An 18,204-nucleotide genomic window follows, 5' to 3' on the forward strand; every position below is an offset into this window, starting at 1 on the left:
ACGGCGCGGCGGGGCTTCGTGGGGTCTCAGCGGAACCGGAAGCCCCGGGACAGGGGGGTCTCCGTGCGCTCCGGGCCGCGCATGCGAAGGGCGTATCCGAGCAGAGCGTGGTTCAGCATGTACAGGCGCTGTTCCTCGCTGCCGCCCTCGGAGAGCCGGCCGATGACCCAGCTCATGGGTGTGGCGCCGCCATAGGCGTCCCTGGGCTCGAACAGGAGGTGCGAGCGGCCCGTCTCCCCCAGCACGTTCAGGGCGTAGGCGAAGGGATAGGGGCGGTTGACCCGGTCGTCGTCCGTCCGGTCCAGGTCGGGGAAGCAGTCCACGAGCCGCTCCACGGTCTTGTCGCCGATCAGGTCCATGCGGCCGGTGAGCATGGCCGTCTGGATGACGTAGGCGTACGCGATCCCGTTGAGGAAGTAGTTCGCTCCCGGATCGATGTGCTCCCACTCGCCCACGATGTCCTCGACGAGCCCGGACAGGTCCGGGACCTGGTCGTCGAGGCGACCGAGGTTGTGCAGGGCGATGATGTAGTAGAGGCCCATGTGGGTGCGCTCGACCGGAGTGATGCGTCCCATCAGCTCCTTCGCCTCCGCCAGCCGGTCCCGGCGGTAGGCGACGTACTCCTCGGCACGTCCGCTCATGGCGATGGCGTTGAGCATGGTCAGGAGCGGGTAGACCTTCGGGAAGGCCTCCGACATGGGCTGCGGGAACGCCGGCGGGCTGTTCAGCTCGTCCGCGCGGTCGAGGTGGTCGAGAACCTCCTTGATGTGGTCCCGGCCCTCGCCGAAGATGAACCGCTCGTATCCGAGCAGGGATATCACCGACAGGAGCACGGCCCCGCCGCGCCCGCGGAAGAACGGCGCCGGGATCTTCTCCAGCAGGCCCAGTGACTCCCTGACGTAATTGCGCCGGCCGGACACCAGCCTCTCCTTCAGGCCGAGCTGGCCCATGGCGAGGAAGACGGCGGAGTAGGCGGACAGCTTCTCGTAGTGGCCGTGGCGTCCGGCGTTCTCGTCCTTGATCCGGTCCGGCGCGATCGAGTCGGCCACGGCGAGGATCTCCGCCGGGAAGTCGGTCTCGGCGTTGACCAGCAGGCCCTTGTCCAGGCCCAGTTTGGCGAAGGAGTCCATGAGGATGCAGCCGGCCATGACCCGGAAGTACGGGTTCTCCTCCGCCCGTACGGTGTCCAGGATCGGGCCGAGGTCCTGCTCCACGTCGGAGCGGCGCAGCGGGCGGGAGGGGTCCGCGACGCTCAGGACGAGGTCGGCGAGGAGCCGGGAGAACCTGGTGTAGGAGTTGCTGTCGGCGCCCTTGGCGCTGAGCAGGGCGAACGTCCTGCGGATCCGCGCGGCGGCATCGGGGTCATAGGCGACGGGGTACTGACCCAGGCCGATGCCGCGCACCATGCGGCTCCACGGGGTGGCGATCATGCGGGTCTCGTTCGACAGGTGGCACAGGCCGTCCACCGGAACGGGGAACGAAGCGGAGGTCATGCGAAGCGCTTTCTGTTGGGTGGAGCGGGGGAGACTCGCGGGGTTCCGGCGGAGCGCTCAGTGGCCCGGGCGGCGGCGCAGGGGCGTCTTGAGGCCCAGAATCTCGGTCCTGGTGCCCTCCAGCATCTGAAGGGCCCAGTTCAGCCACTTGATGCCCTCGCAGTAGATCGCCACCGGACGGCGCTGGGTCTGGTAGGTGTCCATGAGGGTGCCGTCCAGCTCCTTCTGGAAGTGGAACGGCGGCATGGCGGTGAAGTGCTGCCCCATCATGAACACGAACCGGACCAGCCAGTAGGGGTCGTCCCTCAGGTACTCCGACTCGGGGTCGTCGAGACCGAGCGCGGCCGTCATCACGGGGGCGAAGTGGTCCTCCATCCCCCGGGGGGCCTCGGTGTCGACCTCGCCGCCGTTGGGGATCACGTCCCGTACCCGGTACGCCTTCTGGTACGGGTTGTCCTCCAGGAACGCGATGTCGACACGCGGGGTCCGCCCCTCGCCGACGTCGACGCTCATCGTGAAGTGCTCGAAGTGGATCTCGTCGTAGTGACCGATGGAGTTGTGCCAGGGCTTGTTGTCGTACATCGCGTCGTCACGCGTGTCGCCGCCGTCGCTCTTGTAGCCGATGGCCCGGGGGTCGAGGAACTTGATCCCCAGTGAGGCGGGAGTGATCGCCTCCAGCGCGGCGTCGATCTCCTGCTGCGGCGCCGCGGCCTCGATCAGCCTCTGGGCGCGCAGCAGCGGCTCGGTGTCGGTGATCTTGATGTTCTCGGTGTTCGTGTCGCCCATGACCAGCGAGTGGAAGGCCGGTTCGAGGATCTCGAGGAAGTCGGGATCCGCCCGGAACCGTTCGAGGAGCGCCGAGGAGTTGAGGTAGGAGACGCCGTTGACGACGATCCGCTCGGTGTCCAGGAGGTGAGGGCCGAAGGTCTGCGGTGCCGTACGGCGGCACAGCTCCAGGCGGTCCTCGATCTTCTTGAAGTAGGAGGTGTTCAGCGTCTCGCCCGGCGCGGGGACGCGGCGCACGCTGTGCACGTTCTCGTTCAGCACGCGGATGATCTGCTCGTAGAGGCGTGCGACGACCACCGGCGGTGGTACCCGCTTCTCCACGAACCGGCTGACCTCCTCCCCCTCCACGTAGCTCATCTCGTAGATGACCTCCCTGTCGGCCGCGCGGCCGTCACCCCGCAGGGGGGACGGGACGGGAACTTCCCGCTCCAGAACGGTGAAGACCTCGGGGAAGTGGTCGCGCACCTGCTCCGGCAGGGCCTGGAGGTACTCGGCCTGCTTCTTGGCCTTCGCGAACGGCGGCAACATCACACCGTCCCCGTCCGGGTTCCACCGCGCGGTCGTCAGGGCCTCGCTCAGGATCTTCCGCACCGTGACGCGGTCCTCGCCCTCCTTCCTGACGAAGATCGTCATGGACTCGCTGCCCCCCTTGCCGAAATTGACGATCGTTTCGCCGGGGTTGACGTAGGCGTAGACGGTGCTGGAGAGGACCTTGCGGCTCTGGGCGTTGTCCAGGACGCATTCGTTCTCACCGGTCAGGGCGAGGACGCAGGCGTACTCGAACTCGTCCAGTGCGGGGTTGAGGCGCTTCTTCCAGACCTCGGCCGGCTCCGCGACGCGGATCGCGTGCCCGTGGTGGGGGCCGACGTCGAAGGAAGTGCCGTCCGGGTCCGGACCGAGAGCGACGATCTGGCAGTTGCCGTTGAGGTGGATCCGCCGCACCTCGGTGTTCAGGGTGCTGCCGCGGAGCACGGCACGGGTGGCGTCCTCCAGGTCCTTCTTGGACTGGACCGGCACGCCTTCGGGCGACACGACGGGGATCACGGCACTGGTGACGCTGTTCAGCACCAGCTCCACGGCGTCGTCGCGCAGCCGCGCCGCGGACAGCGCGACGGCGTCGGCCAGGGAGATCGCGCCGGAGACGGCCAGGGAGACCAGCCAGCCCAGTGCGTCGCTGCCTTCGAGGTAGTAGTCGTTCTGGGTGAACAGCGCGGGCCGGTGCCGCACGAGGGTGTGGAACAGGAGGTACTGGTAGACGATGCGGTGGTCCACCGGGGGGACGGCGCGGTTGCCGCCGCCGCGCAGGCTCTTGAGCATCTGGTCGTACGCCTGAAGCGCCGCCGGCTGGGTGTCGAGGAGCAGCTCGGTCCTGCGTTCCAGGTCCTCTTCGTCCAGGTCGGCGAGTCCGTCGAAGTGGAAGACGACCACCTCCGGACGGTTGGTGTCCGTGGTCGTCACGCGGACGTCGCCGGTGCGATCGACGACGTGGAGTTCGAGGTAGGCCTTGCCGAGCCGCTCGGGGTCCTCGCCGGTGATCCGCTTCTTCAGCCGTGCCTTGGTGATCAGTTCGCCCTCGAGGACGGCGATGTGCTCCCGGTGGTTCCGCGTGTGCTGGAAGACCTCGAGCAACTGGTAGAACGCGGGCGCCCCTTCCCGGTCCGGGCAGAGCATCTCCGCGGTGACGACGCGCCCGAACGTACGGGAGATGTGGTCGTCCCAGCAGTCGCTGTCGGCGGCGAGGCGGAACAGTTCCCGAAGGGAGTCGTAGTGTCCGTGCTCCAGCCGGTCCCCGGTGGCGTACAGCTTCTCCAGATCGGTCATCAGGCCGTCCACCACGCCGAGGACGTGCAGGAGGCGGTCGGTCTCCTCGTCGCTTCCCGTGTAGGCCAGGACGGGGGCGACGAGGTCGTTGTCCTTCAGGAGCCGGGCCGACTTGTTGCCGAGGCCCAGCTCCAGGACCATGTCCGCGTCGAGGCCGTCGAGGGTCTCGCAGGTGTCCCGGGACGCCATGACCCGGTCGGTCATGGCCAGGATCCCCAGCCGGACGTCGGCCGCCGTGGTGAGCAGCGACGTGTCGTGGTTCGACACCACCGGGACGCGGGGCTCGGCGAAGCGGATCCGCTGGACGTCGAGGAACCGTTCCAGGGCCCGGCGCGCGGGCAGCATCCGGGCGGAGTGCGCCAGGAAGACGGTCGGGTCCTTCAGCTCCTGCGCGGACACGTCCGGGTGCTCGGCGAGGAACCGGTCGAACTCGGCTTTGACTCCGGTGCGGACGTAGACGTTGGCCTGCGTCGGCGAGTACGCCTTGTGCGGTTCGACGTCCGCGACGGGGTACGTGTCGTGCAGCGCGGCCAGTACCGACGCGAGGGCGTCCGGACTCTGGGCCTTCACCGCGACCACGTGGGACGGCTCCGGCACCAGGGGCGCCCGCAGGACGGAGTCGGGCAGGTAGCAGGCGAGGTTCCGGGCGAACGGCTCGTCGGTGTTCTGCCCGCCGGCGGCCAGCAGCATCAGCGGTGTGAACGCCTGGGCGATCTTCACGCCGTCGAAGACGGACAGGGAGCCGCTCGCCACCGCGGCGGTCAGGATGCCGAAACTCTCGCCCGTGTAGGCGATGAAGTCGAGGGGGGTCCCGTTCCTCTCGCTCCGGTCCCGCAGGTAGGCGTCCAGAGCCAGGCTGTGCACCAGCAGGGTCGCCCCGATGAAGCCCTGCCGCTCCAATGTCCCCCGCGGAAGGTTCGCCGATGCCGCGAGCAGCAGGTCGGGCCGGGTGGGGAAGCCGAGGGCCCGGGCGGCGTCCTGGTATATGTCGGTGATCTCGGGTATGCCGGAGTCGAGGAGGGACCGGCCGAGGTCCTGGTAGGACGCTCGGCTGCCCAGGCCGGGGAAGAATCCGGCCACCCGGACGCGGTCCTTGGTGCTGAGGACGCGCTCGACGGGCGCGGGCCGGTGGGCGGTGGTCCGGGCAGGCTGGACGGGAGAGATGGAGGTGGACACGTGCATCGCCTTCTCGCGTTGGGCTGTGCGGCGACGGATGATCTCCGTCGCCCCGTCGCGGTGCGTCACGCGCCCGCCTTTGGGCGCGAAGGGTCGAATTCCTCCGGAAACAATTTCCGGTGAAGCGGCCGGTGTTTCTCATCGGGTCGCCGAGAAAATTCTGTCCAACGGGCCCATTCGATTCAATGGATTCCAATACAGGCTTGTTCATGTCTTTTCAAGATGCGCGAACAAGGTTTCGAGAAGCGTTAAGGCGTTTCAGAGGAGTGTTAAAAGCCCAGGTCAGCATGGGGGAGAGCCTCTCCGAAAGCTGGCGTGACGCCCTCGGGCTCCCTTTCGGCGCTGTGGGTAGGACAAAAAAAATCAGGACCGGGGAGCCCGAAGGCTCCTCGGTCCTGATGTGTCGAACAGGAATTTCCCTGCCGGACGGCGACGCTTTTACTGGACGCTGACTCCGACCTTGTCCGCCTGAGGCGCGGCGCCCGCCGCGTTGTCCGCGGGAGCCGCGGTCCGGCCGCCCAGCGAGCCGCCGGCCGCAACGGCGAGGGCGGCGACGCCGAGACCCGCGCCGACCCACAGCGGGGAGACGAACCCGTATCCGGCGGCGATGGTCAGACCGCCGATCCAGGCGCCGACCGCGTTGCCGACGTTGAAGGCGGCCACGTTGGCGCCCGAGGCCATGGTGGGCGCGTCCGCCGCGTACCTCATGATCCGGACCATCAGGCCGGGCGCCGCCGAGAGGCCGATGGTGCCCATCAGCAGCAGCGAGACGATCGTGGCGATCTTGTTCTCCGCCGTGAGGGCGAAGACCGCGAGGACGACGGCGAGGGCGGCCATGATGCCGGTCAGGGAGGCGTTCAGGGACTTGTCGGCGGCCTTGCCGCCGACGAAGTTGCCGATGAACGTGCCCACACCGAACAGGACGAGGAGCCACGGCACGGTGCTGGTGGCGAACCCGCTGACGTCGGTGAGCGTGAAGGCGATGTAGGTGTAGCCGCCGATCACGGCGCCGAAGGCGAGGACGCTGAGCAGGAGGGAGACCCAGACCTGACCGCGGCGGAACACGGCGAACTCGCCCCGCAGGCTCTGCCCGGTCGAGGTGGGCTGCGGCACCAGGGCCAGGATGCCGATCAGCGCGATGACGCCGATGACCGTGACGGCCCAGAAGGTGGAGCGCCAGCCGAACTGCTGGCCGACGAAGGTGCCCAGCGGCACGCCGAGCACGTTGGCGGCGGTCAGGCCGCCGAACATGAGCGCGATGGCGCTGGCCTTCTTGTTCTCGGCCACCATGTCGGAGGCGACGACCGCGCCGACGCCGAAGAACGCCCCGTGGCACAGGGCCGCGACGACGCGACCGGCCATGAGCAGGCCGTAGGTCGGGGCGAGGGCGGACATCAGGTTGCCCACGATGAACAGGACCATGAGGCCGGCCAGCGACTTCTTGCGGTCGAAGCGGGCGATCGCCGCGGTCAGCGCGATGGCGCCGATCGCGACACTCAGCGCGTAGCCGGAGACCAGGTAGCCGGCGACCGCTTCGGAGACGTCGAAGTCCTCTGCCACCTCGGGCAGCAGGCCTACGATCCCGAACTCGGTGAGGCCGATACCGAAGCCTCCGAGTGCCAGGGCAATGAGCCCGATAGGCATGAGAAAACCCTTCGTTGCAGTGGCGTGCGGTACGGGATCGTGCCGCGAGCCGAGCGTGGATAGATCGAAGTATTGCAGTACGTCGATATGAAGTGTCAAGCCGAGTGCGGGGCGGTGGCGGGCGAGGGGTGCCGACGCGACGCATCGCCTATCATCGATGCAAGAATCCGTCCTGCGCCCGTCCGGGAAGGCCCCATGACGACACACGACACACCCATGACAGAGGACCTCACGGCCCTGACCGAACCCCTCAAGGCGCTCGCCAACCCCGTGCGCCTCCAGGTGCTGCAGTGGCTGCGCGCCCCTGAAGAGCACTTCCCCGTCAACGAGGTCGGCGTCTGCGTCAGCCACATCCAGGCCAAGACGGGACTGGCACAGTCCACCGTCTCCGCCTACATGGCCGCACTCGAACGCGTCGGTCTCGTCCGCTCCGCGCGCGTCGGGAAGTGGACCCACTACCGGCGCGACGAGGAACGCATCGCCCAGCTCGTCGAGCAGCTCAGGCAGGGCATCGGCGGCATCGACCTGTCGAAGATCGCCTGACCCCGGAGCCGCTCCGCGACGGGACGGTCGGGCCACGGGGCGACGCGTCCCACCGAGGGGTCCCGGGGCCGGGCGCCCGCACCGGGCGCGACGCGCGGGGGCTCATCCGTGCCCCATGCGGTAGCCGACGCCACGGATGGTGATGATCCAGGTGCTCGCACCGAGCTTCGCGCGCAGGCTGCTCACGTGCGTGTCTATGGTGCGGCTGGAGTCCGCCCAGCTGGTGTCCCACACCCTGTCCATCAACTCCTTGCGGGATATGACGTTCTCGGAGCCCGAGGCCAGGATGTGCAGCAGTTCGAACTCCTTGGCCGTAAGGCTCACCGCCCTGCCGTGCAGACGTACTTCGCGGGTCTTGCCGTCGATGTGGAGCGGGCCGACGGAGATGCTCCGGGTGGGCTCCGACCGGACGTGGGTCCGGCGCAGCAGGGCCTCGATGCGCGCTGTCATCTCGCGCACACCGCACGAGATGAGCACGCAGTCGTCGGCTCCGGCCTGCAGGGCCAGCACCCGGTCCAGCTCGGTGTCGCGGGCGGTGATGGAGATGATGGGCTTGTCGCCCTCCTCCCGTATCGCCCTGCAGACCTCCAGGCCGTCGATGTCGGGGAGGTCGAGGTCGAGCACGATCAGATCCGCGTGCCGGTGCGCACGCAGTGCTTCCTCTCCGGTGGTCACGCTGGTCGCGGAGTATCCCTGCCGGCGCAGATAACGCACCCGTGCCTCGGCCGCGGCGCCGTCTCCCTCCACCACCAGCACGCGAACCTTGAGTGCCTCGGTGACCTTGCTGGGATGCGGGTCCACGGTGTCTGCCGCGTCCCGCCGACCAAGCCACGCAAGGTGCCCCCCCAAAGCCATGACTCCCCCTCCGTCTGGATTTGAATAATAGTAGCTTTTTTGTTTTTGGGGAAGTGTCGCCGTCCGTCTGCGCTCGTCCGGGGCGACGGCCGGGTGCGGACGGTGTCCCGCATCGGTGAACTCCGGGTCCCTCGGCCGCCGGGCCCGCGGGCCGATCGCGCGCGGCCCCGCGCCGCGTCCGGCGAATCCCGCCACGAACGCCGCCGCATGCCCGTCGCCCCGTCGCTCGCGGCCGCCGGGGAGGGGGCAGAAGCATCCCTGTCGTCCCGAACGGCGCAGTCGTCACATGAGGCTTCCCCCGCCTCTCGATGTCCCGATCCCTCTGGAGCGTATAGCATAATGATAGCTACGTTTTTTTGAGGGCACCCCGGCATACCCGGCCCGGGCGCTCCCGTCGCAGCAGGGGCCGCTACTCGTACCACCGGGAGGGGCCCGTCGGCATGGCGCACCTTTGCCGAAAATTGGACTTGGCTTTACCGTTCCGCTCCAAGGACAGCGCGCCGCCGTCCCCACGCGAGGACGTGTTCAGCCGCTCGGAACCCCGCCGCACACTGGTGTGCGTGTACGACGAAAGGTCAACGGGATGCAGGAACGAGCTGCCCGCACGCGGCAGGCCCTGATCCTCGCCGCCGCCCGGGAGTTCGACCGCAAGGGGTACGCGGCGGCGTCGCTGGCCTGCATCAGCAGGGCTGCCGGCACCTCGATAGGGGCCGTGACCTTCCACTTCGCCTCGAAGGCCGAGCTGGCCGACGCGGTGCACGCACAAGGCATGGCGGACACGCGGCACGCCCTGCAGCAGGTCGATCGCGGCGCGGGCCCGCTCCGGTCCGCCGTCGCCATGGCGTCCGCGGTGGTGCGCTGCCTGGAGGGCCATGTCGCCGTGCGCGCGGCCGCGCGTCTGGACCGCGACCGCGAGGACTCCGCACCGAACTGGACCGCCATGTGGTCGAAGGCCATCCAGGAGGAGCTGGCCGGGGCGGCGGATACGGAACCCTGCGCGCCGGCCACCCCCTCGATCGGGCAGACAGCTCCTTCCCTCGTCCTGACGCTCGTCGTCTACCTCGTGCACGGCGCGGAGACGGACCTGCGCGAACAGCTGCGTACGGACGCGCGGGAAGTCCGGCCGAGCAGTGTGTCGGACCGGTTCACCCGGATGTGGAAGACGATCCTTCCGGCGGTGGAGTACTCCACGAACTGATGGGATCCGGTACGGCGGACGGGGTCACACGGCGCTGCAGCCGCCGTCCACCGGCACGGCGGCTCCCGTCATGAACGAGGATTCGGGGCCGCAGAGCCAGACGGCGACGCGGGCGATCTCCTCCGGGTCGGCGAGCCGCTTCTGAACGGCGCGGGCGACGGCGGCCTCCTCGAGCCCGGGCATCTCCCGCAGCGCGTCCTCGATCAGTTCGGTCCGGGTGCTGCCGGCCATCAGCGCGTTGACCCGGATGCCCCGGTCGCCGTACTCGGCCGCGGCGGCCCGGGTCAGCCCCAGGACGGCGTGCTTGGCGGCCACATAGGGGGCGACGGCGCCGGTGGCGAACTGGCCGGCCGTACTGCAGGTGTTGACCACCGCTCCACCCCTGCCCTGGGAGAGCAGCACGGGAATCTGGTGACGCAGGCAGTTCCACACGCCGCGCACGTTGACGTCCATGATCCGGTCGTAGACGTCGTCGGCCAGCTCGTGCAGAGGAGTGGCCATCATGCCCCAGCCCGCGTTGTTGAACGCCGCGTCCAGTGAGCCGAACGTGTCGACGGCCGTGGCCACGGCCCGCTCGACGTCCGCCGATTCGGTCACGTCGCCCGGCACGGACACCGCCGTTCCGCCCGCCGCCCCTATGTCCGCGGCCAGTTCGCGCAGCCGGCCCTCCCGCCGGGCCATGAGGACGACGTTCGCCCCTTGCGCGGCGAACAGCCGCGCGGCCGCCGCACCGATCCCACTGGAGGCCCCGGTGACCATCACCGTCCTGCCGCCGAGCCCCTCGGACCCTCGCGCCGCCGACAATCCCATCCCCGTCCCCCATCACTCGTTCGTCATGAACCGATCACGACCAGCACGGCACGGCCCCCGGCCGAGGGCCCGCGGTCAGCCCCTCACGCCCCGCTCCGGCCCGAACTCCAGGCGGGCGAAGGCACTCGGCATCGTGACGGACGGCAACACGATCCGCCACATCTCCTCGATGCGCCGCGGCAGGTCCGCCCGGCCCGACTCGATGGAGGAGTGCATCTGGGCACCGGTGCAGGCGTTGACGACCAGCCGGGCCAGCGCCTCCGTGTCGGCCGTCCCGCGCATCTCCCGCCTGGCCTGTGCGGTGCGGAAGTCGGAGGCGAGGAGGGCCGCCCACTGCTGGTGCGAGTTCCCCTCCGGGGCGACGAAGTGGTCCTGCTCCATCACCAGGCGCGCGCCCGCGTACAGCACGGCGTCGTCGGCCAGTCCGTACGCCCAGGTCAGCGTGATGTCGACGGCGCGCTGCAAGCCCTCGGACTCGTGCGGCGGGGTGACCCGCCCGGGCTGGGCGAGGACGATCTCCCGGGCGAGGTCCTCCTTCGACTTGAAGTGGAAGTACATCGCGCCGAGTGTGAGCCCCGCCCGGTCGGCGATCTTCGAGACGCTGGCACCCGCGAAGCCGAACTCGCCGAAGACCTCGGCCCCCGCCTGGATCAGCGCTTCCCTCGTCTGTATCGCCCGTTCCTGCTTCACGGCCCGCTTCGCCATAACCCGGCAGTCCTCACTCGCTGATCAAAAAGCCACTAGACAAAAAACAATGAACACTATTTTATTCATCTTGTCACGGCAGGTGTCCAGCCCGGCGCGGCTGGACAGGAGCAACCATGGGGGAACTGCTTCATGTCTCACACCATCGCTGAAACGTCGACGATCGTGCCGCGGCAAGGCCGTACGCGGACCGGCGTCAAGGAATCCGTCGGGAAGCGCGACCTGTCGGAGGCCTTCGTCATCGACTGCCTGAGCCTGTGCGACGCCGAGCAGATCGTCACCGCCGAGTGGCCGCGGGCACATGCCTTCTACACGCCGACACCGCAGGCCCACAGCCCGCTGCTCTTCACCGAGAGCGTACGCCAGGCGCTCGCGGTGTCCTGCCACACGGCTCACGGCATCCCCATGGACCACCGACTGGGCTGGGAGTACCTGCGCTCGGACGTGGACGCCGACGCGCTGCGGATCACGCAGCGGCCGACCACCGTCCGGCTGCGGGTCGTCCACTCGGCGATCAAGCGCCGGAGGTTGGGCTCGGTCCACCTGGTCGCCCACGTCGAGGGCACGGCGGGCGGCGCGTACGTGGGTTCCGCCGAGGTCCACTACAGCGCCCATCCGGGCGTCATCTACGACCGGCTGCGCGGCTCGCGCGCCGACAGCCGTACGGTTTTCCCGCGGTTCTCGGCACCCACTCCCGCCGTCTCCCCGGAGCGGGTGGGACGCGGCAGCGTGCGCGACGTCGTCCTGTCCCCCACCGACGAGGCGGACCGCTGGCAGATACGCGTCGACACCAGCCACTCCGTCCTGTACGACCACCCGCACGACCACATACCCGGCATGGTGCTCCTGGAGGCGGCCAGCCAGGCGGCCCAGGCGAGTCTGGACGTCCCGGCGACGCCGGTCGGCTTCGACACCACTTTCGACCGGTACGTCGAGTTCGACGCGGCCTGTGTGCTCACCACCGCCCCCCTGGGGCCCGATCTCCACGGCCGTCCGCGCGTCCGGATCGACGCACACCAGCGCGAGCGGCGGGTCTTCGGCACCGTCGTGACGCTCGCGCCCGCCGGGACCCGCTGAGACACCACCCGTCGGCGTCCTTCCCGGCACGGGACGACGGGAAGGGCGGCCGGGCGGGACCGGGGACCGGGAAGGCGACGGGTTCCAGTCCGGCTCCTCCGGGCTCCGCTCCGGACGGCCCCCGCCCCGCGGAAGCGCGGGTCCGGTGGTCCTTCGCGTTCCCCCGGGCCCGGGGGCCGTGGCGTTCGGTGGCCGAGGTCCCGAGTGGCCCAGGCGCGAGGGGCGCGAGTGGACCAGAGGGGCTGGGCCACCCGCCCCTAGCGTCGTGTCCATGTCGCACGAGACCAGGCCGTACGTACGAGGGAAGGCCGACGGGGTGTCCGCGCCCCGCGCGCTGGTGGTCGCACAGTTCGTCAACGCGGTCGGGGACGGGGCCTTCTACGTCTCCTCGGCGCTCTACTTCACGCGGATCGTCGGGCTCTCCGCACCGCAGATCGGCGCCGGGCTCGCGGTCGCGTGGGCCGTCGGGTCGCTCGCCGGGGTGCCGCTGGGGCACCTGGCCGACCGGCGGGGGCCGCGCGGGACCGCCGTCCTGCTCGCCCTGGCCACCGCCGCGTCCGTCGCCTCCTTCCTCGTCCTGCGCTCCTTCGTGCCGTTCCTCTGCGCGGCCGTCGCGTACGCCACGGCGCAGAGCGGCCTCGCCGCGGCGCGGCAGGCGCTGCTCGCCGGGCTCGTCGCGCCGGCCGCGCGGACGCGGGTGCTCGCCCGGCTCCAGGCCACCCTCAACGGCGGACTCGCCGTGGGGGCCGCGCTCGGCGGGCTCGCGCTGCACGCCGGGACGCGGAGCGCGTACCTCTCCGTGTTCGCGCTGGACGCCGTCGCGTTCCTGGGCTGCGCGCTGGTCCTGGGCCGGCTGCCCGCGGTGGCGCCCGCCCCCGGGCCGGTGGGCGGCGGGCCGGGGCTCGCGGTGCTGCGGGACCGGCCGTACGCGCTCCTCGCCCTCCTGAACGCCCTGATGCTGCTGCGTATGCCGCTCCTCAGCCTCGCCCTGCCGCTGTGGATCGTGGAGCGGACGGCGGCGCCCGGCTGGACCGTGTCGGCGCTCTTCGTCCTCAACACCGGGGTGGTGATGCTCCTTCAGGTCCGTGCCGCCCGGTCCGTGACGGACCTCGCCACGGCGGCGCGGGCGGTGCGGTGGTCGGGGGCGGTCATGTGCGCCGCGTGCGCGGTCTTCGCACTGTCGGGAGCGCTGCCGGGAGCGCTGCCGGGAACGTCGCCGGGTGCCGGCCGTGGCGCCGGGGCCGGGGCCGGGGCGGGGGAGACGGGGGCCGCGGTGGCGGTACTCGTCCTCGGGGCCGTGCTCCAGGTCCTCGCCGAGATGCGGCACTCCGCGGGCGCGTGGCAGATCGGCTTCGCGCTGGCCCCCGCCGACCGGATCGGCCAGTACCAGGGCTTCTACGGCACCGGCGTCCCCGTCGCCCGCACCCTCGGGCCCCTGCTCGTCACCACGCTGCTCATCGGTTGGGGGGTGCCCGGGTGGCTGCTCCTGGGCGGGGTCTTCCTGGCCGCGGGGGCGGCGACCGGGCCCGCCGTGCGGTGGGCGGAGACCGCCCGCTGATCCGTACGAGTGGTGTTCATCCGAAGAACTGCGCGCGGGCGGCGTCGCTCCGTGCCATTCCGGGGTGCGGACACATCATGAGGAAGGTATGTAAAGCGCGCAACCCGAAATGAACCATCCGAGAACGCCACGAAAGTGAGGGGTCATGGCCACCGCCAAGGTCAAGCAGTTCTGGGCCGCCTTCATCTCCGTCCTCTTCGCCCTGCTCGCCTCCGTCGGCCTGGCGGGCACCGCCGCCGCGGCCCAGCAGCCCGCCGTGCGGCAGCCGGAGGAGCCGACCGCTCCCGCCGCCACGACCGCCGCCGTCGCCGGGGAGCGCGCGTCCGCCTCCGTACCGGCGCAACGGGCCCACCGGTGGCCGATCGCCGGGGACCGCTCCCTGCCGCCCACCATCAAGCAGCGCATCGCCGCCGAGGCCCACGGTTCCTCCCCCGCCGCGCGCCGGCGGTCGTCCGCGCCCGCCGCCGTCGAGAGCGACCCGGTCGCCCTGACGGAACTCGCGCTCGCCGCGGCGGCGTAGGGCACGGGGAGACCACGACGTGCACTCCCCGCACCCCACCCGCGGCGGACCGGCGCCCGCGCCGCTCCGGCAGCACCCGACAGAACCCGGCCCTGTCCGTCCGAACGCGACGGGACCGAGCGCCACCCGACAGTTCCCGGCAGACGCCCGTGAGTTCCCGGCAGAGGCTCGTGAGTTCCCGGCAGGGGCCCGTGGAAGGACCCCGTCCGGTCAGCGGTCCTCGTCGCGCCGTTCGGCGGCCTCGATGTCCAGTTCGGCCGCCTCCGCCTCGGCTTCGGCCTCCTTGGCCTCCACCTCGGGATCGAGAACGGCCCCACTGCCGTCGACGGACGTCAGGACGGTGACCTCCTCCTCCACCTCGGTGGCGGCGGGCGGCTCGACCAGCCAGTCGGGGTTGGACTGCTTGTCCCACCACTTCCAGGCGGCGTACACGCCGCCGGCCAGCACGCCGAGGACGACGAGGCCCTTGGTGACGCGCCCGGCCCTGGCCCGGCGCTCGTGCTTCCTCACGATCTTCCGGATGTCCTTCGGCGTCACCTGACCGCGCAGCGCGGCCCAGGCGGCCGTGGAACGCGCACCGGCCTCCTCCAGGACCGGACCGGTGGCGGCGACCGCGCTCTCGACGCGCGGAGCGGTGTAGTCGGCGGCCTGACGGGCGGCCCGGCGGGTCTTGACCGCCGCACGTTGTGCGGCCGCGTCGACCCGCGGCGGTACCCGCGGTGCGACGTACGAGTCGTACTGCACGCGAGCCTGCGTACGGGCCTGCTTGGCGGCCTTCGAGAGCTTGGGCGCGATGATCTCCCGCGCCTCGTGCGCGTAGTGCGTGGCGTGGTCCCTGGCCGTCTCGGCGTAGGGAGCCACCGCGTCGGCGGCGTGCAGGACGCTCTCCTTCGCCGAACCTGTGGCGGCGCGCACGCTGTCCATGCGGGTCACGGGATTCCTCCTCCTCGGTGGCGATGTCAGGTTTTCGCCTTTCCATCCTCTTCGGAATCATGCCCGTCGGAGCAAGGTCCGGCATGTGGGGCGGGCATCCGGGGCATGCGAGGATCGTTCACTGCAGAGTCAGGCGTGGGACGACGCGCCCCGATGTGGACGGAAGGCGACCGTGGCCGAGCAGTTGTACGCGATCCTCAAGACGAGCCTGGGCGACATCGAGGTGCGGCTGATGCCGTTCCACGCGCCGAAGACGGTCCGCAACTTCGTCGAGCTCGCGACCGGCGAGCGCGAGTGGACCCACCCCGCCACCGGCGCGGTCTCCAAGGACCCGCTCTACGACGGGACGGTCTTCCACCGGGTCATCAAGGACTTCATGATCCAGGGCGGCGACCCGCTGGGCGACGGCACCGGCGACCCCGGCTACTCCTTCGCCGACGAGTTCCACCCGGAGCTCTTCTTCGACCGGCCCTACCTCCTCGCCATGGCCAACGCCGGCCCCGGGACCAACGGCTCGCAGTTCTTTGTCACCGTCGCCCCCGCGACCTGGCTCAACCGCAAGCACACGATCTTCGGCGAGGTCGTGGACAAGGAGAGCCGCGAGGTCGTGGACGCGATCGCGGAGACCGCGACCGATCCGCACACCGAACGTCCGCTCCGGGACGTGGTCCTCGAGTCCGTGGTGATCGAGAAGCGCTGAGCCGGAAGGGACGGGACCTCCCATGGACGCGCAGCCCGGTCTGCCGCGCTGTTACCGCCACCCGGAGACCGAGACCGGCATCCGCTGTGTCCGCTGCGACAGGCCCATCTGCCCGCAGTGCATGGTCTCCGCCTCCGTCGGCTTCCAGTGCCCCGACTGCGTGCGCGGCGGCTCGGGGACCGGCCACGCCCCCGACGCCAACCGGCCCCGCACGCTCGCGGGCGGCCGGACGGCCGAGGACGAACGTTTCGTCACCAAGATCGTCATCGCGGTCAACCTGGCGCTCTTCCTCGCCGTCCAGGTGGTGGGCGACCGGCTCGTCGACGACCTGGCGCTCATCGGGTACGCGCGCCTGTCGTCCGGCGAACTGGCCGGGGTCGCGGACGGCGAGTGGTACCGGCTCCTGACCTCCGCCTTCCTCCACCAGGAGATCCCGCACTTCCTCTTCAACATGCTGGGACTCTGGGTGATCGGCGGGATCGTCGAACCCGAACTGGGCCGGATCCGGTACGCGGCCCTGGTGCTGCTCTCCGGGCTCTCCGGTTCGACCCTCGCCTATCTGCTCTCCCCGGAGAACCAGTTCTCGCTCGGCGCCTCCGGAGTCGTCTTCGGCCTGATCGGCGCCTGGGCCGTGCTCACCCGCCGCCGGCGGTACGACATGCGGCCGGTCGTCCTCTTCGTGGCGCTGTCCCTGTTGTTCACCTTCACCCGTCCGGGGGTCTCCTGGGAGGCCCACATCGGCGGCCTGGTCGGCGGCGCCCTGGTGACCTACGCGCTGGTGCACGCGCCCCGGGCCCGCCGGAACCTGGTGCAGTACACAGCCTGTGGACTGGTTCTCCTGCTCGACCTGGGGATCGTGCTCCTCCGCTCGGCCGCGCTCGCCTGAGCGCACAGGGCTGTGGATGAGCTTCCGGGGCAGCTTTCCCCAGAGTTATCCACAGTGTGTGGCGGGCTCTGCCTGCTCCGTGGGAAAAGAACGCGCCCCTCACCTCTGACCTGGGGATTTCCCCGGGAGGTGAGGGGCGCGACGTAGCGTGCCGACAGTGGACGCGATCATACCGGCGTCAACAACGTGAGAGTTATCCACAGATCTTCGTAAGTTATCCAGTGCTGTGCACAACGCTGTGGATAAACTCAGGGGAGAGCTTGACGAGCCCCCGGCGCGGACGCTAAGGCCCCGTCACGGGTGTCGGACCGCCGCTACTTCCACTGCGTGGAGACGCCGAAACCGGCCGCGATGAAGCCGAAGCCCACCACGATGTTCCAGTTGCGGATCGACTCGACCGGCATGGTGCCGTCGGTGACGTAGAAGACCACGATCCACACCAGCCCGATGGCGAACAGGGCCAGCATCACCGGCGCCACCCAGCTGCGGTTGGTCAGCTTGATGTTGGTGGCCTGCTTGGCGGGCGGAGGCGTGAAGTCGGCCTTCTTGCGGATACGTGACTTCGGCACGAGGGACTCTCCTGTCGATGCGCTGCGTGACCGCGCAGGGAACTGTGGCTGGCGCCGGGATGTGACGAAGGAGGACGTCTGCGTCCCCCAGGCGTCCGTTAGCGTAGTGGTTCCGCGGCACCGAAGGGGATCAGGGTACGTTGAGCAATTCCGCCGGTACTCCCGAAGGGCCGGGCCGCACCGCGAGGTGGCGCCCCGTCCGGCTGCTCACCCTTGCCGTTTTCGCCCTCGCCGGACTGATCTTCGTCACGAGCTTCAACACCGCCAAGGGCACCAACCTCCGCACGGACGCCTCCCTCCTCAGGCTCTCCGACCTGATCGAGGAGCGCAGCCACAAGAACGCCGGACTCGACGAGTCCGCCGCCGCCCTCCGTTCCCAGGTGGACACCCTCGCCGCCCGCGACGACGGCTCCACGCGCGCGGAGGACGAGAAGCTCGAAGCGCTGGAGGCGGCGGCCGGCACCACCGAGGTCTCCGGCTCCGGCCTCACCGTCACCCTCAACGACGCCCCGCCGGACGCCCGGGCCGCCCCCGGCTACCCCGAGCCGCAGGCCAACGACCTGGTCATCCACCAGCAGGACCTCCAGGCCGTCGTCAACGCGCTGTGGCAGGGCGGCGCCGAGGGCATCCGGGTCATGGACCAGCGGCTGATCTCCACCAGCGCCGTGCGCTGCGTCGGCAACACCCTGATCCTCCAGGGCCGCGTCTACTCGCCGCCCTACAAGATCACCGCCGTGGGCGACCGGGACCGGCTGAGCCGGGCGCTGACCGACTCCCCGGCGATCCGGAACTACCAGCTCTACGTCAAGGCGTACGGGCTCGGCTGGAAGGTCGACGAGCACAGGGCGGTGACCCTCCCCGGCTACGCGGGCACGGTGGACCTCCACTACGCGAAGCCGGTGGGCTGACCGGATCCCGTCCCCCGGCCGT

Annotated in this window: 16 protein-coding genes; 8 read left to right on the top strand and 8 right to left on the bottom strand. The window is 70.2% G+C overall.

The window, feature by feature from the left end; all coding sequences use genetic code 11:
- Positions 1–26 precede the first annotated feature (26 nt).
- The 3 genes from ACIP5O_RS01355 to ACIP5O_RS01365 all read right to left on the bottom strand — a co-directional run bounded on the left by ACIP5O_RS01355 (position 27) and on the right by ACIP5O_RS01365 (position 6,920).
- Positions 27–1,493, bottom strand: coding sequence for a hypothetical protein (locus ACIP5O_RS01355; RefSeq protein WP_401287103.1), 1,467 nt, complete (start codon positions 1,491–1,493; stop codon positions 27–29).
- A gap of 57 nt (positions 1,494–1,550) precedes the next feature.
- Positions 1,551–5,276, bottom strand: a complete 3,726-nt coding sequence (locus tag ACIP5O_RS01360; RefSeq protein WP_401287106.1) for an ACP S-malonyltransferase — start codon at positions 5,274–5,276, stop codon at positions 1,551–1,553.
- Between the two features lie 438 nt (positions 5,277–5,714).
- Complete coding sequence (locus tag ACIP5O_RS01365; RefSeq protein ID WP_401287109.1) at positions 5,715–6,920, bottom strand: MFS transporter; 1,206 nt, start codon at positions 6,918–6,920, stop codon at positions 5,715–5,717.
- Between the two features lie 216 nt (positions 6,921–7,136).
- Here ACIP5O_RS01365 and ACIP5O_RS01370 point away from each other — a divergent pair, with 216 nt between their 5' ends.
- A complete protein-coding gene (locus ACIP5O_RS01370; protein WP_356539616.1) occupies positions 7,137–7,463 on the top strand; it encodes a metalloregulator ArsR/SmtB family transcription factor in 327 nt (108 codons plus the stop codon).
- A gap of 102 nt (positions 7,464–7,565) precedes the next feature.
- Here ACIP5O_RS01370 and ACIP5O_RS01375 read toward each other — a convergent pair whose 3' ends face one another.
- Positions 7,566–8,213: a response regulator transcription factor gene (locus ACIP5O_RS01375; protein WP_401287112.1), complete on the bottom strand. Its 648-nt coding sequence runs from the start codon at positions 8,211–8,213 to the stop codon at positions 7,566–7,568.
- Between the two features lie 688 nt (positions 8,214–8,901).
- On the opposite strand from ACIP5O_RS01375, the gene ACIP5O_RS01380 reads away from it, so the two are divergent.
- The gene (locus tag ACIP5O_RS01380; protein ID WP_401287114.1) at positions 8,902–9,516 is read left to right on the top strand and encodes a TetR family transcriptional regulator; all 615 of its coding nucleotides are present in this window, start codon (positions 8,902–8,904) and stop codon (positions 9,514–9,516) included.
- Between the two features lie 24 nt (positions 9,517–9,540).
- Here the strand turns inward: ACIP5O_RS01380 and ACIP5O_RS01385 are convergent, their stop codons facing one another.
- On the bottom strand, positions 9,541–10,326 hold the full coding sequence (locus ACIP5O_RS01385) for an SDR family NAD(P)-dependent oxidoreductase (protein WP_401287117.1): 786 nt from the start codon (positions 10,324–10,326) through the stop codon (positions 9,541–9,543).
- Positions 10,327–10,401: 75 nt separating this feature from the next.
- Positions 10,402–11,031 carry a ScbR family autoregulator-binding transcription factor gene (locus ACIP5O_RS01390; protein WP_356539608.1) on the bottom strand — a complete coding sequence of 210 codons (630 nt, stop codon included), beginning with the start codon at positions 11,029–11,031 and terminating at the stop codon, positions 10,402–10,404.
- A 132-nt stretch (positions 11,032–11,163) separates the two neighbouring features.
- On the opposite strand from ACIP5O_RS01390, the gene ACIP5O_RS01395 reads away from it, so the two are divergent.
- From ACIP5O_RS01395 to ACIP5O_RS01405, 3 genes are all read left to right on the top strand, one after another.
- Positions 11,164–12,108, top strand: coding sequence for a ScbA/BarX family gamma-butyrolactone biosynthesis protein (locus ACIP5O_RS01395; protein ID WP_401287121.1), 945 nt, complete (start codon positions 11,164–11,166; stop codon positions 12,106–12,108).
- A 271-nt stretch (positions 12,109–12,379) separates the two neighbouring features.
- Positions 12,380–13,666: an MFS transporter gene (locus ACIP5O_RS01400; RefSeq protein ID WP_401287124.1), complete on the top strand. Its 1,287-nt coding sequence runs from the start codon at positions 12,380–12,382 to the stop codon at positions 13,664–13,666.
- 145 nt (positions 13,667–13,811) lie between these two features.
- Complete coding sequence (locus ACIP5O_RS01405) at positions 13,812–14,186, top strand: DUF6344 domain-containing protein (protein WP_401287127.1); 375 nt, start codon at positions 13,812–13,814, stop codon at positions 14,184–14,186.
- 210 nt (positions 14,187–14,396) lie between these two features.
- Here the strand turns inward: ACIP5O_RS01405 and ACIP5O_RS01410 are convergent, their stop codons facing one another.
- Entirely contained in the window at positions 14,397–15,119 is a 723-nt protein-coding gene (locus ACIP5O_RS01410) for a DUF5324 family protein (protein WP_401287129.1), read from the bottom strand.
- 172 nt (positions 15,120–15,291) lie between these two features.
- Between ACIP5O_RS01410 and ACIP5O_RS01415 the strand changes: the two genes are divergently transcribed.
- Positions 15,292–15,819 (top strand): peptidylprolyl isomerase, encoded by a 528-nt coding sequence (locus ACIP5O_RS01415; RefSeq protein WP_401287132.1) that lies wholly within the window; start codon positions 15,292–15,294, stop codon positions 15,817–15,819.
- 22 nt (positions 15,820–15,841) lie between these two features.
- Positions 15,842–16,705: a rhomboid family intramembrane serine protease gene (locus tag ACIP5O_RS01420; RefSeq protein ID WP_401287135.1), complete on the top strand. Its 864-nt coding sequence runs from the start codon at positions 15,842–15,844 to the stop codon at positions 16,703–16,705.
- A 314-nt stretch (positions 16,706–17,019) separates the two neighbouring features.
- Here the strand turns inward: ACIP5O_RS01420 and crgA are convergent, their stop codons facing one another.
- Positions 17,020–17,274 (bottom strand): cell division protein CrgA, encoded by a 255-nt coding sequence (gene crgA / locus ACIP5O_RS01425; RefSeq protein WP_030206706.1) that lies wholly within the window; start codon positions 17,272–17,274, stop codon positions 17,020–17,022.
- Between the two features lie 140 nt (positions 17,275–17,414).
- Here crgA and ACIP5O_RS01430 point away from each other — a divergent pair, with 140 nt between their 5' ends.
- Positions 17,415–18,182: a DUF881 domain-containing protein gene (locus ACIP5O_RS01430; RefSeq protein ID WP_401287138.1), complete on the top strand. Its 768-nt coding sequence runs from the start codon at positions 17,415–17,417 to the stop codon at positions 18,180–18,182.
- Positions 18,183–18,204: the final 22 nt, after the last annotated feature.

The organism is Streptomyces sp. NPDC088915 (genome assembly GCF_044749825.1).
Classification (GTDB): Bacteria; Actinomycetota; Actinomycetes; order Streptomycetales; family Streptomycetaceae; genus Streptomyces.

Bases quoted from the DNA above. Each gene is read 5' to 3' on its own strand.
- ACIP5O_RS01355 (WP_401287103.1), bottom strand. From the start codon at position 1,493: ATGACCTCCGCTTCGTTCCCCGTTCCGGTGGACGGCCTGTGCCACCTG.
- ACIP5O_RS01385 (WP_401287117.1), bottom strand. From the start codon at position 10,326: ATGGGATTGTCGGCGGCGCGAGGGTCCGAGGGGCTCGGCGGCAGGACG.
- ACIP5O_RS01395 (WP_401287121.1), top strand. From the start codon at position 11,164: ATGTCTCACACCATCGCTGAAACGTCGACGATCGTGCCGCGGCAAGGC.
- ACIP5O_RS01405 (WP_401287127.1), top strand. From the start codon at position 13,812: ATGGCCACCGCCAAGGTCAAGCAGTTCTGGGCCGCCTTCATCTCCGTC.
- ACIP5O_RS01380 (WP_401287114.1), top strand. From the start codon at position 8,902: ATGCAGGAACGAGCTGCCCGCACGCGGCAGGCCCTGATCCTCGCCGCC.
- ACIP5O_RS01400 (WP_401287124.1), top strand. From the start codon at position 12,380: ATGTCGCACGAGACCAGGCCGTACGTACGAGGGAAGGCCGACGGGGTG.
- ACIP5O_RS01390 (WP_356539608.1), bottom strand. From the start codon at position 11,031: ATGGCGAAGCGGGCCGTGAAGCAGGAACGGGCGATACAGACGAGGGAA.
- ACIP5O_RS01420 (WP_401287135.1), top strand. From the start codon at position 15,842: ATGGACGCGCAGCCCGGTCTGCCGCGCTGTTACCGCCACCCGGAGACC.
- ACIP5O_RS01365 (WP_401287109.1), bottom strand. From the start codon at position 6,920: ATGCCTATCGGGCTCATTGCCCTGGCACTCGGAGGCTTCGGTATCGGC.
- ACIP5O_RS01370 (WP_356539616.1), top strand. From the start codon at position 7,137: ATGACAGAGGACCTCACGGCCCTGACCGAACCCCTCAAGGCGCTCGCC.